The organism is Pyrinomonadaceae bacterium (assembly GCA_036277115.1).
Classification (GTDB): domain Bacteria; phylum Acidobacteriota; class Blastocatellia; order Pyrinomonadales; family Pyrinomonadaceae; genus UBA11740.
On record DASUNM010000027.1, the window covers coordinates 469,946 to 487,430 of the forward strand.

Below are 17,485 nucleotides of genomic sequence, written 5' to 3' on the forward strand. Positions count from 1 at the left end.
AGCCCGTTAATGATTGCACCGCGATCCTAGCAGAACCACACGACGCGCGGGAAACGCCGGTGACGAAGGGCCACTGAATTTACTCAATCGAGCCTTTGTAGAAAGGTCGAAACTGGTGCAACTCAAGCGTAAAGGTCTTTTTCTCAACCATGACATCCGACACAAACAGCGACCGTGCGTCGTTTTCGTCTTTGGCTTCAACGATCACCATCCCTTTGTCAGCGTATCTGGCTCCGATTGCGATCCTTTTCTCCGATCGCAAGCGTCGCAGATTCTCGCTGTGTTCTTTGAAACCAATCTGTTCATTGGCCGGCTTAGCGTCCTCCCAGGCAGTCCCGCGTGAGAAGATTGCGATGAAGTATTGCTTTGCCGGCGCCGTCGGCTGCGGCGGGCGATCGGCGGACTGCGCCAATGATAAGCAACTGCAAAGTACGACCGTAAAAATTACTGATAGCCTCATTTCATCTCCTCTTCGAACTGTGTCTTTGAATCGGGGGCTCCAGCATTAATCAAGGGTCGGGCTGCGCATTAGCTTGCTCGTAATTTCGAGCGTTGCGAGCCAGGCTGAACAGAATTAACCCCAGAACAACGCTGGAGGCGGTGAGCACGATGTAAATCAACCACGGCACGCGTTCAGTAAAAGGCAACGGAGCAGGTCGATAGTCGGGATTATTCGTGAGCGGGCCGGCCGCGGTGGCGGCGACTGGCGCGGTTAATCTGGATTGCAACTCGTCTTCAAAGTCGTAATGCGGCTCGGTGGCGTTGGCGTTTCCAAAATACAGGCGCAGCGGCTGGGCGGACGGTTCTTTCAGTTCGAAAAACAATTGCCGCAGCGGGGCGCCGGCTTCAACTGCGAAAATGCTCAAAGACCGATTGCTATGGTCGGTAACGATCAAACGAAGTTTGCGCGCATACACTTCGTCGTTGAAAGTGATTGTCGCCGGTTTCTGTTCGCCGCGCCGCCGGGTCAACTCGCCGGAAGCAACCAGACGGATGTTGTTCGGATCGTCCACCACCTCGACTTCGAAAGGTCGCGAGAAGGATTCATCGTGAACCGTCAGCAAGAGCCGATCGCAGGGAACGCGCGCGCCCAGATCCAGCGTCCAGGAGGAAGCGGGCGCGCTATTGTGACGAAGCAACTGGGGTTGAGGGACTGATACTTCCCAGTTTGTGATTTCGCTTTTTTCCCGGCGACTCATCAGTACTTTCACGCTCGTGATCACCGGAGACTGTTCTTCTCTCGGCTTGTCCGCCGAAACCCGCACGCGCAGATAGCGATACCGGCTGACTGGATAACTGACGCGGTTTGATCGCGCGGTGCTGTTCGCTGCGCCAAAGCTGAAAATGACGCCGCTCGTTGTCAGTGTCTTCCAGCCTGTCGCCGTGTCGCCGCCTTCGACTTCGACGGAGCGGCGGAAATTCATGCCTTCGGTTTCAATCTCGACTTCGTTGTGCTCGCCCGGATCTTCTCCGAGGTCTACGGAAACTTCGCGCGCGGTCGAACCGATGTTTGCCTGATTGAACAGGGTGCCGTTGACCTCTTCCGCGTCGTCTTCGCCGGCGCGAATGAGTACGGCGTAGGGAATCTCTCGGCTGTTCGCGTCATAAAGCCGCAAATCGCCCAGGTTCGCTCCCGCTTTGTCCAGCACATGAAGCGGCACGGCGAATTGATTGAGGCCCGCAGCAACCGGCGTGACTTCAACAAAGAAAGGCCAGGATGAAAGTGCCGATTGGGCGATGACCGCAACGCCCGGCAAAGCGGCGACGATCGCAATCGAAAGAATGAAAGCGCGCCTTTTCATGTGGACGACTCCTTCGAATGGAAGACTCTGTGATAGCCCCACGCAACGATCAGCAGCAAGAGGCCGAGCACAAAGAAAGCAATAATGCGATAGAGCTGTCTGAGCACTGCGAGATCGACGAGCATGACTTTCACAATCGTCAGGGCAAACAACGATAGCGCCGCCCAGCGAACGGCGGCGGTGCGCCTGATGAAACCAATGGCCATAAGGACCGAGGCATAAACTGACCAAAGCACCGACAACGCCATCTGCCCGAGCCAGCGTTGATGGTGAATGTCTTCTGCCGCTTTCAACCGGTCCGCGCGACCAGAGAAGAACGTCTGCGTCTCGACCGTCATGATGAACCACAACGTGACGATGGCCGCGATTAAACCCACAAGTTGGAAGGTCCTGGCGACGATCTGCTTGCGCTCGCCCAGCCGTTGATACGCCAGCGCGGCCGCAAATAAACACGCCGTGACGAATAACGACGTCAGAAAATACTTATTCAGCACAGGCGTGAATGGAGCGCGATAACCGTACGGCGTGTCCCAGAAGACGAGTTTCAGCACTGCCAGCGCAAAGACGCCGTGCGCCATTGCCCGCAGCCGTGCTGATCTGATTTCGATTCCTGCCCAGAGGATTACGAGCCCCTCGATTGCCCAGGCAATCGTGATCCAGTTCGTCTTGAACTGAAGTGGAATCGCCAGCGTGATGAAAGCTAACGCCACGCCAATCATCAGGAGCAGTTCAGTGCGCGTCGTGGCTTTTCGATCAAGCAGCAGCTTGGCGACCGCGGCGTAAATCAACGCCATGCCGACGGCGAGCGTGCCCATCCAATCGTGATAGTTCGGATTGAGAAGATGATATGCGGTCGCGAAAAATACGAAGGGATTGATGATGAGGAGGGAAAAACTCTCGAAGCTCGTGATGAACTTCAGAGGATTGCTTACGAATGCAGTCCAGTCGTCGAACTCGATCGCTTGTTTCTTCAACCATCGACTGGCCACGTGAGTCAACAGAAACGCGAGGAAGACGGCCGTCTGAAACGTGATCACCACCCCAAGCTTGCGCGGGTGATATCTCTCCACATACCAAAGCCAAAACAGCAGGTGCGTCCCGCCAAAAGCGATTGAGCTCAATCCCACCCAGTGTCTCAACAACGCGAGCGCGGCGACATCGAGTGCAAAGATATAGCCGAAGAGGGCGCGGTACTGATCTCGATCCGAACGCAGCAGCACCGGAACCAGGAAGCCTCCGAGCAAAGCCATCACCGCGATTGCCGGCGCGTTGTAGAGCAGGGCCAGGACGGCCGCTTCGGCAATCAGAATCGTCATGTAAACGAACGCGGCCCGCTGCGGCGCAAGGTGATAGAGTCCGAACGATGCGTAAGCCGAAAGGTAGAGCAGCACGATGCCGCCGCCGGTGAGAATTTGTGAAAAGACGCGCCATCCGCGTTTGTGATACCGGAACCCAAGAGCCGTCAGAGTGATTCCCGCGCCAACGCCAATGGTCACGCGGCCGAGCTCGCCAATCCAGCGATTGTCGAAGGCATACTTCAGAAAGAACGCAGTTGCGAAAAGAATTAATCCGATTGCCGCCCAACCCAACCAGCGCCGGCCGATCATCGATTCAAGCTCTGCGGCGTGAATGGTGCGGGTAGATGATGCCGGGGCGTGCGCAGGTGGCGGCGGCGCAACTGGAGTCGGCGCCTGGGCGATCGGCGTCGGCGGCCCAACTGCTGGCGGCGTTGGAGGAGTTGCTGTTTCCGGCGGACGTTCTTCCGCGGGCTTGGGCGGCGCAGCCGGTCGCGGCATTTTCATCGCAGCTTCCAGACGCGCGACGCGAACCGTCAGTTGTTGAAGGGCATCCGACAACAACTTCGGTGTCGGACTGGCGCCCGGTGGCGGAACAGATTCCTTTTGCCAGAGTGTCTGATTAAGTTTTGTTCGCGTGCGGACGGAGACGATTATCGAAATGATGGGAAGAACGATCATCGCCACCAGCAATGCCAGAACAAAGAGGGCGAGGACCAGGAGCAGCGAATCTTCGTTCATAGGACGCGGGCCGTCCAGACGGCGAAAGAATGCAATGGCTTGAAAACGCGCGCATTCTATTTTTCCATCCCAGGCAAGTCAATAAACTTAGACGGCTACGTGATTCTGGTGAGATACTGCGACGTCTCAAATAGTCGCTTATGAAAAACGCTGTTCGCATTGGAATCATTGGCGCCGGCTTCGCGCGCACCACGCAGATTCCCGGATTCAAAAACTGTGAAGGCGCGCAGATCGTCGCGATCGCCAGCGCCCATCGGGAAAACGCTGAAGCAGTCGCGCGCGAATTCGATATCCCGAACGTTGAGGACGATTGGCGCGGCGTGGTCGCGCGTCCAGACGTCGATCTTGTCAGCATCGTGACGCCGGTTGTGACGCACTGTGAAATGACGCTGGCCGCGCTTGATGCCGGCAAAGCAGTGTTGTGCGAGAAACCAATGGCGATGAATGCGGACGAAGCGCGCCGCATGATGGAGCGCGCGAAAGAGAAAGACGTACTCGCACTGATCGATCACGAACTCAGATTTCTGCCCGGGCGAATCAAGACGCGTGAACTGGTGCACCGCGGTGACATTGGACGAGTGAAACACGTGCAGGTGATCTTTCGGTCAGAATCGCGCGCGCACGTTGATCGGCCGTGGAACTGGTGGTCGGATGTTAAGCAGGGCGGCGGCGCGCTGGGGGCGATCGGTTCGCACATGATCGACAGTTGCCGCTGGATGCTCGGCGCTGAAGTGTCGGAAGTTTTTTGTAAACTCGCGACGCACGTGCGTGAGCGGAAAGACGAGCAGGGGCAATTGCGCGAGGTTACGACGGACGATGAAGCTAATTTGCTTCTACGGTTCGAGGACGGCGAGTTGACGGAATCGGCGACCGGTAACGTTTCCATGTCGCTGGTCGAAGCCGGCGCGCCGCAAAACGAAATTGAATTGCTGGGCAGCAGCGGCGCGCTTGGCGTCGGCGAACTCGGTGAGATACGGCAGGCAAGAGCAGGCGGAAGTGGTTGGCAGATTGTCGATAAAGAGTCTGGTGAGTTGGCAGCGGGGATGATTGACTCGAGTTGGGCGCGCGGGTTTACGGCCTTTGCCCAGGAAATTGTCGCCGCGCTGCGCGCGGGGCGAACCACAGTTGAAGGGGCCGCGACGTTTGAAGACGGCTATCAGACGCAACTGGTCCTGGATGCCGCGCGCAGATCGAATGAGAAGGGCCGGTGGGTAAGGTCAGAACGGCCTGCGGTAGCGGGCCGTTGATCTGCGCTGTTGGAGTTGAAAGACCAACCGCCCGCATCCTGCACCCCACGCGGGATGCCCGCGTGGGGACCCCGCGCCGCAGGCGGTTCTGACTTCACTGCTTCGTTGCCGTCTCAGTTCCCGTCTTATCGCTGCCGTAACCGCCCCACACGCCGTCGAGGGTTCCATCCGGCTTGATTTCATAAGCGACAAATCCGCAGCGCGCGCCGCCGATGCCAACCGCCACGTGGTTGCCACGTTTAATGCCGACGCCATCCGTGTTGTTGCTCCAGACGAAGCGATAAAGATTGCCGGCCGGCTCGACGGTGAGTTTCGATTTATAGCTTGTGCCGTTCGGGTTCTTGCCGGCGGCGTCGTAGTCGGCGGCCAGCTCGGAACCGCTGACGCGCGTCGCATCTTCGTTGCCCGCTTCATCGACGCCCCAATACCCCCAGCGTCCCGCGAGCGAACCATCGTTCCGAATCAGGTAATCGATGACCCCGCAACCTTTGCCGTTTGCGCCGGCGGCGAAAGCCACGGCCACCACATCGCCGTTGACGACGCCGACGCCGTCATACTGAGAGCCCGCGTTCCAGCGAAACTGATAGACATCGCCATGCGGAATTATTTCCAGCGTGCCGCGATAGGGTGCGCTATTCGGATTCGTGCCGGTGACGTTGTACTTGCCGGCGATGTTTGCCGTTGTCGCCGGCGCCGTCGTGTCAGAGGAAGAAGATGTTACCGTCGAGCTATTCGTGCTCGAGTTCGTCGGTTGATTAGTACTGGTCGAGTTGCTGGTTGACTTGCACGCGATGACACAGACGACGAGCAAGATGAGCGCAATACCGGCGTAGATCGATGAGCGAACTTTCATGTCGGAACTCCTGATGCTGGATGCAAAGGCGCGCCTATTTACACCGTTAATCTGTTTCTTGTCAATGAAAACACCAGTGCTATAGTGGCTGTCCTTCATCACGGATGGTCAGGAAACATCGCCAAACAGCGGAAACATCTTTTCGTGTCGGCGTCGATACCGGCGGCACGTTTACGGATTTCGTTTACGCAGTGGACGGCGAAATTCACGTCTTTAAAGTTGCATCGACGCCAGACGATCCTTCACGCGCCATTACTGAAGGGTTGCGGAAAATCATCGAAGAGCATTCCGCGCCGGTCGCCGTAATTGAAGTCATTCACGGGACTACCGTCGGAACCAACGCGCTGCTTCAGCGGCGCGGCGCGCGCGTGGCGTTGGTGACGACGTCGGGCTTTGAAGATGTCATCGAAATCGGCCGCCAGGCTCGACCTGAACTTTATAACTTGAACGCCATCAAGCCGCCGCCGCTCGTCGCCGGCGATTTGCGATTTGGCGTTTCCGAACGCGTCGCGGCGTCGGGCGAAGTAATTGAGCCGCTCACGGATGGCGACGTGGCGGGCTTGCTGCGGCGCGTCCGCAAAGGCAAACCCGAATCGATCGCAATCTCTTTGCTGTTTTCGTTCGCCCACGTCGAGCATGAACGGCGAATTCTGCAAACGCTGAGTGAGTTGAACGTCCCGCTCTCGGTCTCTCATCAAATTCTGCCTGAGTATCGTGAATACGAACGCACATCGACGGTTTGCGTAAATGCGTACTTGCAACCATTAATGGGGAAATATCTTCGACGCTTAAGCGAATCCGCCGCAGTAAATGCGCTCGTCCAATCAGAGGATCCGAGTCCAAAGACCAAAGTACAAAGACCGTCTCTTTCCTTGCGCGTCATGCAATCGTCCGGTGGCAGCATCTCGGCGGAAGCTGCAGCGCACGAACCGGTGCGCACCGTCTTGTCCGGCCCCGCGGGCGGCGTGGTGGGCGCGTTGCGTGTGGCGCAAGCTGCGCGGATTGAAAAAATCATCACGTTTGATATGGGTGGCACCTCCACTGATGTCGCGCTCTGTGATCGCGACGGGATGCGGCTCACGAACGAAGCGATCGTCGCCGGCGTGCCGGTCGCTGTGCCGATGATGGATATTCACACCGTCGGCGCCGGCGGTGGATCGATTGCGCGTGTGGACGAAGGCGGAAGTTTGCGCGTCGGTCCGGAATCGGCGGGCGCGGATCCCGGACCGGCCTCTTACGGCAGATCGTTTTTGCCGACAGTCACCGACGCCCACGTCGTGCTGGGCCACTTTCCAAACGCTTCGTTACTGGGCGGTGAGTTCCAGCTGGACAACAAACGGGCGCGCCAAGCGCTCGAGAGCTTAGCCGCGGGTTTGAGCACAGCCGCGCAACGAAAAGTAAGCGCCGTCGAAGCGGCGCAAGGCGTGCTGGATGTAGTCAACACAAACATGGAACGCGCGCTGCGACACATTTCGGTTGAGCGCGGACATGATCCCCGCGCATTCACCCTGGTTCCCTTTGGCGGCGCGGGCGGATTGCATGCCGTCGAGCTGGCGCGAGCGTTGCAGATTCCGCGGGTGCTGCTGCCGTTCGCTCCCGGTGCGCTCTCAGCGATAGGGGTCCTGGCGGCCGACGTGGTGAAAGAGCAAAGCCGCACAGTGATGTGGGAAGCCGGCCCGGACGTCACCCGGAAACTCGATCGCGTGTTCCGCGAACTGGAAGCCGAAGCGCGCTCCGTGCTTAAAAGCGAAGGCTATCCTGAACCCAAACAACGCCACGAACGCTCGCTGGCCGCGCGGTACAAAGGACAGTCATTTGAACTTCAGATCAAACAGACGAGTGGCAGTATCGCCGCAGCTTTTCATCGGGTGCATCGCGCCCGGTATGGTTATGCGCAGGTAAAGAATGTCGTGGAAATTGTCAGTGCGCGGGTTCGTTCGATCGGCGTCGTCGAGAAATTGAAGACACAACGCGCAAGAGTCGCGGCGAACGCGGTCGCGACACCGCACGATACGGTCGAGACCTATTTCGGACGAAAGAAGGTTGGGGCCGCACTGTATCAACGCGAGAAGCTTTCGGCGGGTGCGCGTTTACACGTGCCGTGTATTGTGGCCGAGTATTCGGCGACGACATTGGTGCCAGACGGTTGCGGCGCCGGCATTGATGCTGGCGGGAATGTGATTGTGAAGGTGTGAGGTCAATACCACCCGCGTAAGCGGGTGAGTTAAAGAGATTACGTTGAAACTCGGACCCACCCGCCGACGCAGGTGGTACTGACCGCATCGAGCACGAAACCTTGATGACCAATAAATTCGATCCTACAACGCTCGAAATCTACCGCGCGCTCTACACGTCCGTCGCGGAAGAGATGGGCACGGCGCTGCGGCGGACTGCGTTCTCTCCGAACATTAAAGAGCGGCGCGACTACTCGTGCGCCGTGTTCGACTCGGCAGGTCGCGTCATCGCGCAGGGTGATCACATGCCGGTGCATCTCGGCTCAATGCCTATGGCGGTGGCCGCGGCTTTGCGCGAAGTCGAAATCGGACCCGGAGATGTTGTCGCCGTCAACGATCCGTTCGCCGGCGGCACACACTTGCCGGACGTTACCCTGGTCGCGTCAGTGGTCAGTAGTCAGTCGTCAGTTGTAAAAAGAAAACGGACAACGGACGACGGAAAACGGACCCTCTTCTACGTTGCTAATCGCGCACATCATGCAGACATCGGCGGGGCGACACCCGGCTCGATGGGAATCGCCACAGACGTCTACGGGGAAGGCGTGCGGATTCCGCCCATTCGAATCATGCGCGCCGGCGAAGTCGTCGAGGACGTGATGAAGCTAATTCTCACGAACGTCCGCGGCAGCGATGAACGGCGCGCAGACTTCGAAGCTCAAATCGGATCGTTGAAAACCGGCGAAATGCGACTGCTGGAGATTGTTGAGCGGCGCGGTGAGAAAGAAGCGCGCGCCTACGCGCAACACTTGATCTCGTATTCCGCACGAATGATGCGAGCGACGCTTGCCGCAATTCCCAACGGAACTTACGAAGCGGAGGACGCTTTGGATGATGATGGCATCAGCAACGACGAGATTCCGATCCGGGTTCGCATTACGATTAAAGACGAACACGCGACAGTAGATTTCACCGGCAGCAGTCCCCAGGTCGCCGGCGCAATCAATGCTGTAGAAGCGATTACCGTCTCGGCAGTGTCATATTGTTTTCGTTGTCTGGTTGGGGGCGACGTACCGGCGAGTGCCGGATTAATCGAGCCAATCGATGTCATCGCGCCAAAAGGAACGGTCGTCAACGCGCTGCCGCCTTCGTCGGTTGCCGGCGGCAATGTCGAAACATCGCAACGGATCGTCGATGTCGTTTTTAAAGCTCTTTCGCAAGCTCTACCTGATCGGATTCCCGCCGCCAGCCAGGGCACGATGAACAATCTGACGATTGGCGGCATCGATCCGCGCACCGGCCGAGAGTTTTCCTACTACGAAACAGTTGCCGGCGGCATGGGCGCGCGTCCCACGCTCGACGGAATGAACGCGACCCACACGCACATGACGAACAGCCTCAACACACCGGCTGAAGCGCTTGAGTACGCTTACCCGCTGCGCATTCGTGAATATCGCATTCGCAAAAATTCGGGTGGCAAAGGAAAGTTCAAAGGCGGCGACGGCGCCATTCGTGAAATTGAAACGCTTGCGCCCGTCAGCGTCGCGCTGCTCGCGGATCGGCGCAAGCTTGCGCCTTATGGATTGGAGAACGGCGGCGACGGCGAGCGCGGCCGAGCTTTTATCATTCGCCGCGACGGCCGCCGCGAAGAATTAACTTCAAAAGGAGGCTGGCATCTTGAAATCGGCGATCGGGTGCGCATCGAAACACCAGGTGGTGGCGGATACGGAAAGTAACCTGTGGATTGTGCTAGACTGCGTCGGTTTTCAAGACAAGTTTATCCGAGATACGACTTTAATGAGTGCCACCGCAAAAATGATTCGCACGCTTGAACCCGAAGAAAACGAAGTCCCCGCCCGCAGAGAACATCGCGCTGCTTCGCACGCCGGATGGGTCGAAGTGATTGCCGGCTCGATGTTTTCCGGCAAGTCGGAAGAACTAATTCGTCGCTTGCGTCGCGCAAAGATCGCCCGGCAAAAGGTGCAGGTGTTCAAGCCTGAAATCGATTCGCGCTTTTCGGAAAACCATATCGTCTCGCACTCGGAAATGCGGCACGAATCTTCGAACGTGCGCACGGCGGCCGAGATTCGCGCGCTGGTGCAGCCGGAAACTGAAGTTGTGGGAATCGATGAAGCTCAATTCTTCGACAACGAGCTAATTGCGGTGGCCAATGAATTGGCGGGACGTGGGATGCGCGTAATCGTGGCCGGACTTGATACCGATTACACCGCCAAGCCCTGGGAGCCGATGCCGCAAATGCTGGCAATCGCCGAATACATCACTAAGACGCACGCGATCTGCATGAGATGCGGTCAGCCCGCAAACTACACGCAAAGAACTGTTCAATCTGAAGAGCGAGTCGCCGTCGGCGGCGCCGACATGTACGAAGCACGCTGCCGTGCTTGTTTCAAACCACATGCCGACGCCCCGACAGTCCACGAGGGGTGAGGGAAAGTTGCGGCAGCCCAAGTGGGAGGAAGTATTGGGTTCGGTTACTGTTGGGCTGCTCTAACTGGATATGCATCGTGGCGACAAAACATTTCACGTCGCGTCTGACGCAAGGGAAAAGTTTAGGGATTTTGAATTCTGAAGGAATAGCTGGCGACGATCTCACGGTTGCCATCCGGATTCACGCCACCTAGTTTGACTCGATAGTCGCCGGCAGGCACCAGGCGCGCGGGTACATCCAACACAACTGCAGGCTGTCCATTGTCTACTTCTTTCGGGAGATTACTCCTTGAAGTTAGAGTCCGGCCCCCAGCGTCAAGCGTGGCTTCGTACGAGTTGTGGCGTAGTTGATCCAGCAGAAGGCGTAAACGTAAGGTGTCAGTGTCAGCCGGAACGGTAACAGGTTTGCTCTCGTCACCGGCGTCACGGCTGAGGCCCGATGTGAGCACGACGGAATGCACGCGACCCGGATCACGCAGACCTGAATTCAAGTTGCGCCATCCGAGCCAGGTAACTCCTACAACCACCAGAACGAGGGCGGCCGTCAGGGCATAGCCGTAAATTGGATTTCGAATCGGCAGGAAACCGAACCAACGCGACGAGGGACGGCTGATTTTCGTAGGTGGCTCTTCCGCGACGCGCTCGTCTGTGGCGAGCTGATATTTCGGACCTTCAGCGGTCACATATTTCGTGAAGGTTCGCGCAAAGCGTAGTTTTTCCTGATGTTCGGGAGCAGCCAGGAAGTGCGATTCAAAACTTTCACGCTCTCGCGCCGAGAGTCCCTCATGAAGATACTCGTCAATCAACTCGTCCTCAATCATGACAAGTTCCTCGTAGACGGTATCGCTCGCTAGCAGCCGCTCTTCAAACTGAGTCTGCTGCTCACCCACCAGATCGCCGAGCAGATAGTCACGAATTGTTTGCCGTTGTGTTTCGTTTGTTTCCAATTTCCTGAACCCCGCCGCGATAATCTCTAACCTGAATGATTTTTTCCTGCTTAGTATTTCAGGCCGCAGATTCCTGCACGCATTCTTTTACGCACTGCTGGAGCGCCGCGCGGATGCGATGGGCCCGAATTCTCAAGGCGTTCGCGGCAATTCCCAGCCGGGCTGCCAATAATTTGCGATGTTCGATTTTCGCGTGCTTTTCTTCCTGATAGTAGGATAAAACCAGCCCTCGATGTTCGGGAGGCAGTTTCGCGACACAGCGATCGAGACACGCATACTCTAGTTCAGCTTGCTCATGATCGGTCGTCGCGACGGGCAACGGCGGAACCGGCTTTCGCCGCATATACTCGAGATGTATTTTGTTTGCAACGCCATAAAAATAACGAGCCGGCTCGCCGGTGTACGAAGCCTGAATTTCGGGAAGTTTACTCGTGACCCGGTTGATCGTTTCGTCGGCCAGGTCTTCGGCTTCAGAACAGCCGCGACAAGCGAAGATCTTGATGAGTCGGAGGCGAACAGTCTCGTACTTCAGCGCGGCCCCTTCGCGATCTGGATCAAGCCAGGCGAGTAAAGCCTCGAAAGACTCCCGAGTTAGAACCCAATCTTTCTTCATGAGGTTAGCGCAGCTTGAGTAAAACTGAGCGGCGCTATTCTACCTAAAGAAGACTCTTTCGTCTCCACTTCAGGGCCAGGCAACAGGCGAGGAAAAGAGCACTTAGCAGGCCGGCCGTGGTCACCGACCAATCAGAGGAAGACCGACTAGCGGATGCGAAACTCACTTTTTGATCGTATTGTCCCTGGATTATGAAGCCGGCCCAATAGTACGGTGCCCGCCAACGGCTTTGGTGCCACATTCCAATCTGGGCTCCGCGCAGAGCAGCCGCAGGCGTGAGACCCTGCTTGAACATGCCTTCATAAAAACGTCTCATGAGTTCTGCGGTGGCGTCATCGTCAACTTTCCAGAGTGAAGCTGTCACCCCACCTGCGCCCGCGTACATGAACCCGCGCGTCAGCCCAATCAACCCTTCACCGTCGACTTCCTTCCCCAAGCCGGTATTACAACCGCTCAAGACGACCAGTTGCACTGGCAACCTGAGACTGTAAATGTCGTGCAGGCGCAGATAGCCTTCCTGGGCTCGGCCTTTTTGATCGACCAGCGAAAGCACGATGCCGGATCGCTCAGGATGTTTATCGTCTACGTAAGCGTGAGTCGCAAAATGCACAATCCCGAACTGATCGAGTCGCGAGCCTGTCAGCGTCGCGCGACTCGCGTTAAAGTCAACCGCCTCGAATCCTGTGTGCCACGGCACGATGTTCATAATCGCTTTCGCCTCGTCGCGAGAAGCCAATAGTCGAGGAACGTATTTCTCATCCAGTTGGCCAACGTCTCGAACCACTGCGGATAATTGCTGGGCCCCTAACGTGGTTGGGGGCGCGGCACTCGATCCCGGAGCCGTCACTCGCGAGTCACCGGGTTCAAACACCGGATCGGCGAGAATGGCAACGCTGCCGGGCGCGGAACTTGGTTTTCGAGTGTTCGAGACGAATGCCAGAATCGAAGCTGAAGGTTGGTTCACAATCTCGTGATCCAACACCAGCGGTCTCGCGTCCTCCGTAGCCCCGGCCGTAGTGGGCGAGCGGGTGAGGAATTGAAATGGAATGTACTGCAAGGCGCCGTCGGCCACAATCATCAGCCGCTTTTTGGAGAGCTTATCGGTCACTGGTCCCAATAACATCTGGCTCAACTTTGCAGTGACGGCCGGCAGCTCGGCGTCGGCTAGCTTTACGCGCGCCGTAAGTTGGGTAAAAGTCTCTCCGCGTTTGGGTTGGCGGGCAGTCAGCAATTCGTAAAAATGACGCGCGGCGCTCTCGATGTCTGCTCGCGGGGGAAGTTCATAGGCGAAAAACTCTGAGCCGGTCACAGCCCAAAGGTAGCTTCTATCTTTTCCCAGGCTGTACTCAAGCAAGAGGGTTTCGCCGTCAGCCAGCACCTGCTGCTGAATTTGCGACAGCTTCAAGCCAATTGGCGCCGTGATCTGCTCGAAAGCCGGGTATCGCTGCCCGATCTTTATCCTCAATTGTTTGTAATCAGATTCCAATTGCGACAGCTCTCGCTCCAGCCTTTCGAGTTCTTCCTTTTTGTACGAGGTGCCGAGCAACGTTACCCGTGCATCCTCCTTGGCGCGCAGCGATTGACGCAACAGCAACTCCTCTTGACCTAGTTCCTGGTCTAATCCGCCAATAAGGTCCGCACGGGTCGCGCGCAGCAGCTCGGTGAGTGAACGCGCGCGCGCTAACTCACTAGTTTCAAAGGCGCGAACGTCGAGCGCCTGACCCGGAGCTGCGCGATGCATTCGCATTAGACAGTCAACGTATCCATCGTAGCGGTTCTGGACTTTGGCTGAGAGTGCGGTCGTCAGGTCGCGGCTCGTCGAGACGCGGCGTACGTTTTCGGTGACACTAATCGACTGATTCAGGTAAGCCTCTGCCTTCTCCAGATTGTTTTGCCGCAACTCCAAATTCCCGAGTGCATAAAGCGTTGCGGATTCATTGACTCGATCGAAAAGAGCGCGAAAACTCTCGAGCGATGTTAGGTAGTGCTCTCGAGCCGTATCGACTTGGCCTTGACGTTCGTAGAGTCCGCCAATCAGAACACGCGTTCGTGCGAGTTCCATTGGATTCCTGGCTCTCGTGAAGCCGATCAGGGCGGACTTAAAATGATTGAGGGCGGCCGGGTCGTTTAGAGCATCGTACGTTCGTCCCAGAAAGTCATCGCATAAAGCCACTTCGACTGTGTCGCGGCGATCCATAGCTTCGGAGCGAGCCGTCAAGAAATTTTCGAGCGCTGACTGGTAGTCACCTGAGAAGTACTGCGCCCTGCCGATGTGCCACTTAGTCGCGGTCTCTGCACGTCCGTTTTTTGAGGATGCGTAGTGTTCCAGCGCTTCGCGAAATTTGCCGAGCGCAATCTCCGGCAGGCCGCTTTCCAGGAACGCTTCACCCACGCCCGAGGCAATCTGTCCCATTTTGAAAGGTTCAGATTTTTCATCGACCATCGACCGCGCCTGCGCGAAGTAGTCGAGCGCGTTTTGCCAGGCGCCTTTCCGCGTTTCAATGTATCCAGAGTAAATGAGAATTACGGTTTGACGCTCGACTGAATTCAGCTCGCGATAAAGATCTAAGGCTGCATTCAAACTGGTGCTGGACTCCACCAGATTGTTTCGCACCATGTGAAACTTGCCAATCGTCATGTAGGCTTGGGCCGTACCACGTTTGCTATTTATTTGCCGCCACAGCTCGAGCGACTCTTGCGCACTCTCCAGGGCTTTCAGATGGTCTCGGGGATCTTCGCAATCGCTACGGACCCAGAGAGCTTCCGCCCGGCCCGCAACATAATTGTTCTGTTGGCTGAGTTCTACGGCCTGCTCAAGAATGGGTTCGGCCAGGTCGCATTTGCTTAGGTGCTCGTAGCTGGAAGCGAGGCCATTGAGATTATCGACGTGCGTCTTTGGGTCGGGTTGACCTTCAAGCAGTCGCAGCGCTTCTTTGAAGGAGAGGACCGCCTCGGGGAGCGCAAACATGCGAATCTGAAAACGGCCCACACGGTTTAGCGTGCGGGCCGCCTGGACATGATTGCCGGATACTCGCAGCGCATCGGCCTGGGTTCGCAACTCCGCGACCTTACGCTGCTGAGCCTCGGCGGTAGTTAATGCGTAATCGGATTCAAGAATGGACGCGTCATCGTCCCCTTGAGCGCGGGCAACGAACCCCACTCCCAACGCCAGAGCGACACTGATCAGCAGAAACCGAAGCGCGTTCATAATGCTAATTGGTGCTCAGCGCTCTTCCGGTCCGTTGCGCAAAGCACGTCGGTTTGATCCGCTCAGGTTTGGCGATAACCGTTCGTTCCGTTCCGCTGGCTCCGGGGTCCGCTCCACGGGTGACCTTTTGGCCTCGAAGTGACGACAGCATTCCTGGGATTCTTGAAATTCTTAATTACTGTCATTCCAAAAAGGCCCAGGCTTGAGCTCGACTTATCGGACGGCTCGAGCGCGCCGCTCGATTTGTCGCTGGGCTCTAGTGCACCGCTTGATTTGTCGCTGGGCTCGAGCGCGCCGCTTGATTTGTCGCTGGGCTCGAGCGCGCCGCTCGATTTGTCGCTGGGTTCGAGTGCGCCGCTTGATTTGTCGCTGGGTTCGAGCGCGCCGCTCGATTTGTCGCTCCGGTCGAGCGCGCCGCTCGATTTGTCGCTCCGGTCGAGCGCGCCGGACTTGCCGGAATGCATCACGACGGCGGTGCGCGCCGTGGCTGCGATCACGTCAGCCGGGCGTGCCTTCCCATTCGTCTGACTGACAATTGACGGCCAGCTCCTTACCTCACGCTGTGTTTTCTCAGCATACTCGTTCAAAAACTTCAGCCATGCAGCGCCGGCCTTTTCGTGGAATCTGTACTTACTGTAACCATTGAGGATCGTTTGTGACGGTGCACGCCAAGGGAAATAAATCGATAGGCCGTTCGAATATTGGTACGCCGGACCGAAAAAGTCCGAATATACGATTAGCCGATCATAGGCCCCTTTGGGCTCCTCGCCCTCCTTGAAAGGTTCCCTCCTAAGCTGATCCATCACCGCCGTGCAAGCATTCCGGATTTCGCGCGGAGCGCGATCTTGCGAGCTGCAATACTCCGTGAGCCGGTCGCACAGATCGTAAAGGTCGGTGTAGTTTTCCGCCCAATAGCTTTGCGATTCCAAATGGGCCCTGAGGATGTAGCCCTTCGTAGTGGGTTCATCAACACCTGCGGTCAAAGCCCGCGCCAGGTTTTGCAGAGCTGAATCGAGCGCCGCAATTTTGTCGAGGTTGCAAATGCTGATGTCAGAAGAAAATCCGGCGAGCCAAAAGTCAACGCTGTTGTAGAAACTCAAATCCTGAACTCCATCCAGGATTTCGCGCTCCAGCTTGTTGGGATAAACGTCCGGATCAGGCACCGGTTGGTGCTCGTAACGTGAAATTGCTCGGAAGATCTTCTTCAAAAGTTGACGGTACGGCCAACTGCCGGGAAACGCGTATCCCTGCGTTCCGATCATGAAACGTGCCGATCCCTGGAGCTCATAAGCCAGCTCGACTGAGCTCATCGAGCAACTGTGAAAACCGACAAGATGGAATTCGCCGTCGTCCGCGCGGACATGGCCACCGAAGCTTCGTAGAATTTTACCCAGCCCCGGCAGTGTGATTGCGGAACCATCGTCGGAATCGGGCAGAAACTTATCGTTAGCCACAACTCCGCCGTGACCGCAGAGAAATAGCATGTAATTCTTCGCCGGAAACTCCATGCGGGAATAGTTCAGGAACCAATGAAGACTCTCAGGGGCAGATCTTTCGGTAAGACCGGGACGGTGACAATCTTCTGAAATGTTTCGGACATACGGATCCTCGCCGTCTCCGATAACTGTAGCTTTACCCTTCTTTTTGAAAGATTCTCTTCGAATGCTGTTGACGTTGAAGACTTGGGCATTGATGCCGTTGCAGTTCGGATCGAAATACACGAGCACGTTTGTGTCTCGTTGAAAGCCCGCGTCGGTGATCGCTTTAAGCTGAGAAATCATGCTGGCTGAAATCCCACTGTCGCCGGCGAGGAGAAACATGATGGTCCATTCTTTTGGTTCAGACATGGCGTGACGCTCCTTCGGAAGTAAATTGAAGATTCAGCCGCCGCTCGTTCAGCAACGGGACACTTGCCGTGGGGCAAAGAACTTTAGGGCGAGAAGCCGGCTTAATCTGGAAGTTGTGGTCGCAGAACGATTCCTGCGAGTAGTGTGAAACGCCGCAGATTCTACTCAATCGAGACCAAAAAGCAAGCAATTTCACCGATCGTCCGGTCAAGAACCCCGACACTCGGGGCCTACGTCCGCAACCCGTGTTCTATTTAGATATGTGTCACAGCAGTCAAACGTTTCTCACCAACCGAAACCGCTGCCGGACACC

The 17,485-nt window shown here is 56.8% G+C and carries 12 protein-coding genes; 4 read left to right on the plus strand and 8 right to left on the minus strand.

The window, feature by feature from the left end; all coding sequences use genetic code 11:
• Positions 1-79: 79 nt before the first annotated feature.
• Genes VFX97_18365 through VFX97_18375 form a run of 3 tightly spaced genes read right to left on the minus strand, consistent with a single transcriptional unit; the run spans position 80 to position 3,838 of the window.
• On the minus strand, positions 80-460 hold the full coding sequence (locus VFX97_18365) for a hypothetical protein (protein ID HEX5705170.1): 381 nt from the start codon (positions 458-460) through the stop codon (positions 80-82).
• Positions 461-509: 49 nt separating this feature from the next.
• Positions 510-1,802: a DUF3999 family protein gene (locus tag VFX97_18370; GenBank protein HEX5705171.1), complete on the minus strand. Its 1,293-nt coding sequence runs from the start codon at positions 1,800-1,802 to the stop codon at positions 510-512.
• A complete protein-coding gene (locus tag VFX97_18375; protein HEX5705172.1) occupies positions 1,799-3,838 on the minus strand; it encodes a DUF2339 domain-containing protein in 2,040 nt (679 codons plus the stop codon). The genes VFX97_18370 and VFX97_18375 overlap by 4 nt, the downstream gene beginning before the upstream one ends.
• A gap of 140 nt (positions 3,839-3,978) precedes the next feature.
• Here VFX97_18375 and VFX97_18380 point away from each other — a divergent pair, with 140 nt between their 5' ends.
• Positions 3,979-5,085 carry a Gfo/Idh/MocA family oxidoreductase gene (locus tag VFX97_18380; GenBank protein HEX5705173.1) on the plus strand — a complete coding sequence of 369 codons (1,107 nt, stop codon included), beginning with the start codon at positions 3,979-3,981 and terminating at the stop codon, positions 5,083-5,085.
• 94 nt (positions 5,086-5,179) lie between these two features.
• Here the strand turns inward: VFX97_18380 and VFX97_18385 are convergent, their stop codons facing one another.
• Positions 5,180-5,938 carry a hypothetical protein gene (locus VFX97_18385; GenBank protein HEX5705174.1) on the minus strand — a complete coding sequence of 253 codons (759 nt, stop codon included), beginning with the start codon at positions 5,936-5,938 and terminating at the stop codon, positions 5,180-5,182.
• Positions 5,939-6,042: 104 nt separating this feature from the next.
• On the opposite strand from VFX97_18385, the gene VFX97_18390 reads away from it, so the two are divergent.
• The 3 genes from VFX97_18390 to VFX97_18400 all read left to right on the plus strand — a co-directional run bounded on the left by VFX97_18390 (position 6,043) and on the right by VFX97_18400 (position 10,557).
• Positions 6,043-8,133 (plus strand): hydantoinase/oxoprolinase family protein, encoded by a 2,091-nt coding sequence (locus tag VFX97_18390; GenBank protein ID HEX5705175.1) that lies wholly within the window; start codon positions 6,043-6,045, stop codon positions 8,131-8,133.
• A 104-nt stretch (positions 8,134-8,237) separates the two neighbouring features.
• The gene (locus VFX97_18395; GenBank protein HEX5705176.1) at positions 8,238-9,845 is read left to right on the plus strand and encodes a hydantoinase B/oxoprolinase family protein; all 1,608 of its coding nucleotides are present in this window, start codon (positions 8,238-8,240) and stop codon (positions 9,843-9,845) included.
• A gap of 79 nt (positions 9,846-9,924) precedes the next feature.
• Positions 9,925-10,557, plus strand: coding sequence for a thymidine kinase (locus VFX97_18400; GenBank protein HEX5705177.1), 633 nt, complete (start codon positions 9,925-9,927; stop codon positions 10,555-10,557).
• A 122-nt stretch (positions 10,558-10,679) separates the two neighbouring features.
• On the opposite strand, the gene VFX97_18405 is transcribed toward VFX97_18400, so the two are convergent.
• From VFX97_18405 to VFX97_18420, 4 genes are all read right to left on the minus strand, one after another.
• Positions 10,680-11,504 (minus strand): hypothetical protein, encoded by an 825-nt coding sequence (locus VFX97_18405; protein ID HEX5705178.1) that lies wholly within the window; start codon positions 11,502-11,504, stop codon positions 10,680-10,682.
• A 58-nt stretch (positions 11,505-11,562) separates the two neighbouring features.
• Positions 11,563-12,117, minus strand: coding sequence for a hypothetical protein (locus VFX97_18410; GenBank protein HEX5705179.1), 555 nt, complete (start codon positions 12,115-12,117; stop codon positions 11,563-11,565).
• A 43-nt stretch (positions 12,118-12,160) separates the two neighbouring features.
• Complete coding sequence (locus tag VFX97_18415) at positions 12,161-15,325, minus strand: CHAT domain-containing tetratricopeptide repeat protein (protein ID HEX5705180.1); 3,165 nt, start codon at positions 15,323-15,325, stop codon at positions 12,161-12,163.
• A 62-nt stretch (positions 15,326-15,387) separates the two neighbouring features.
• Positions 15,388-17,172 (minus strand): clostripain-related cysteine peptidase, encoded by a 1,785-nt coding sequence (locus tag VFX97_18420; protein ID HEX5705181.1) that lies wholly within the window; start codon positions 17,170-17,172, stop codon positions 15,388-15,390.
• Positions 17,173-17,485 lie beyond the last annotated feature (313 nt).

Coding starts and splice junctions, on each gene's coding strand:
- VFX97_18395 (HEX5705176.1), top strand. CDS start 8,238: ATGACCAATAAATTCGATCCTACAACGCTCGAAATCTACCGCGCGCTC.
- VFX97_18375 (HEX5705172.1), bottom strand. CDS start 3,838: ATGAACGAAGATTCGCTGCTCCTGGTCCTCGCCCTCTTTGTTCTGGCA.
- VFX97_18420 (HEX5705181.1), bottom strand. CDS start 17,172: ATGTCTGAACCAAAAGAATGGACCATCATGTTTCTCCTCGCCGGCGAC.
- VFX97_18400 (HEX5705177.1), top strand. CDS start 9,925: ATGATTCGCACGCTTGAACCCGAAGAAAACGAAGTCCCCGCCCGCAGA.
- VFX97_18390 (HEX5705175.1), top strand. CDS start 6,043: ATGGTCAGGAAACATCGCCAAACAGCGGAAACATCTTTTCGTGTCGGC.
- VFX97_18380 (HEX5705173.1), top strand. CDS start 3,979: ATGAAAAACGCTGTTCGCATTGGAATCATTGGCGCCGGCTTCGCGCGC.
- VFX97_18410 (HEX5705179.1), bottom strand. CDS start 12,117: ATGAAGAAAGATTGGGTTCTAACTCGGGAGTCTTTCGAGGCTTTACTC.
- VFX97_18365 (HEX5705170.1), bottom strand. CDS start 460: ATGAGGCTATCAGTAATTTTTACGGTCGTACTTTGCAGTTGCTTATCA.
- VFX97_18415 (HEX5705180.1), bottom strand. CDS start 15,325: ATGAACGCGCTTCGGTTTCTGCTGATCAGTGTCGCTCTGGCGTTGGGA.
- VFX97_18385 (HEX5705174.1), bottom strand. CDS start 5,938: ATGAAAGTTCGCTCATCGATCTACGCCGGTATTGCGCTCATCTTGCTC.
- VFX97_18370 (HEX5705171.1), bottom strand. CDS start 1,802: ATGAAAAGGCGCGCTTTCATTCTTTCGATTGCGATCGTCGCCGCTTTG.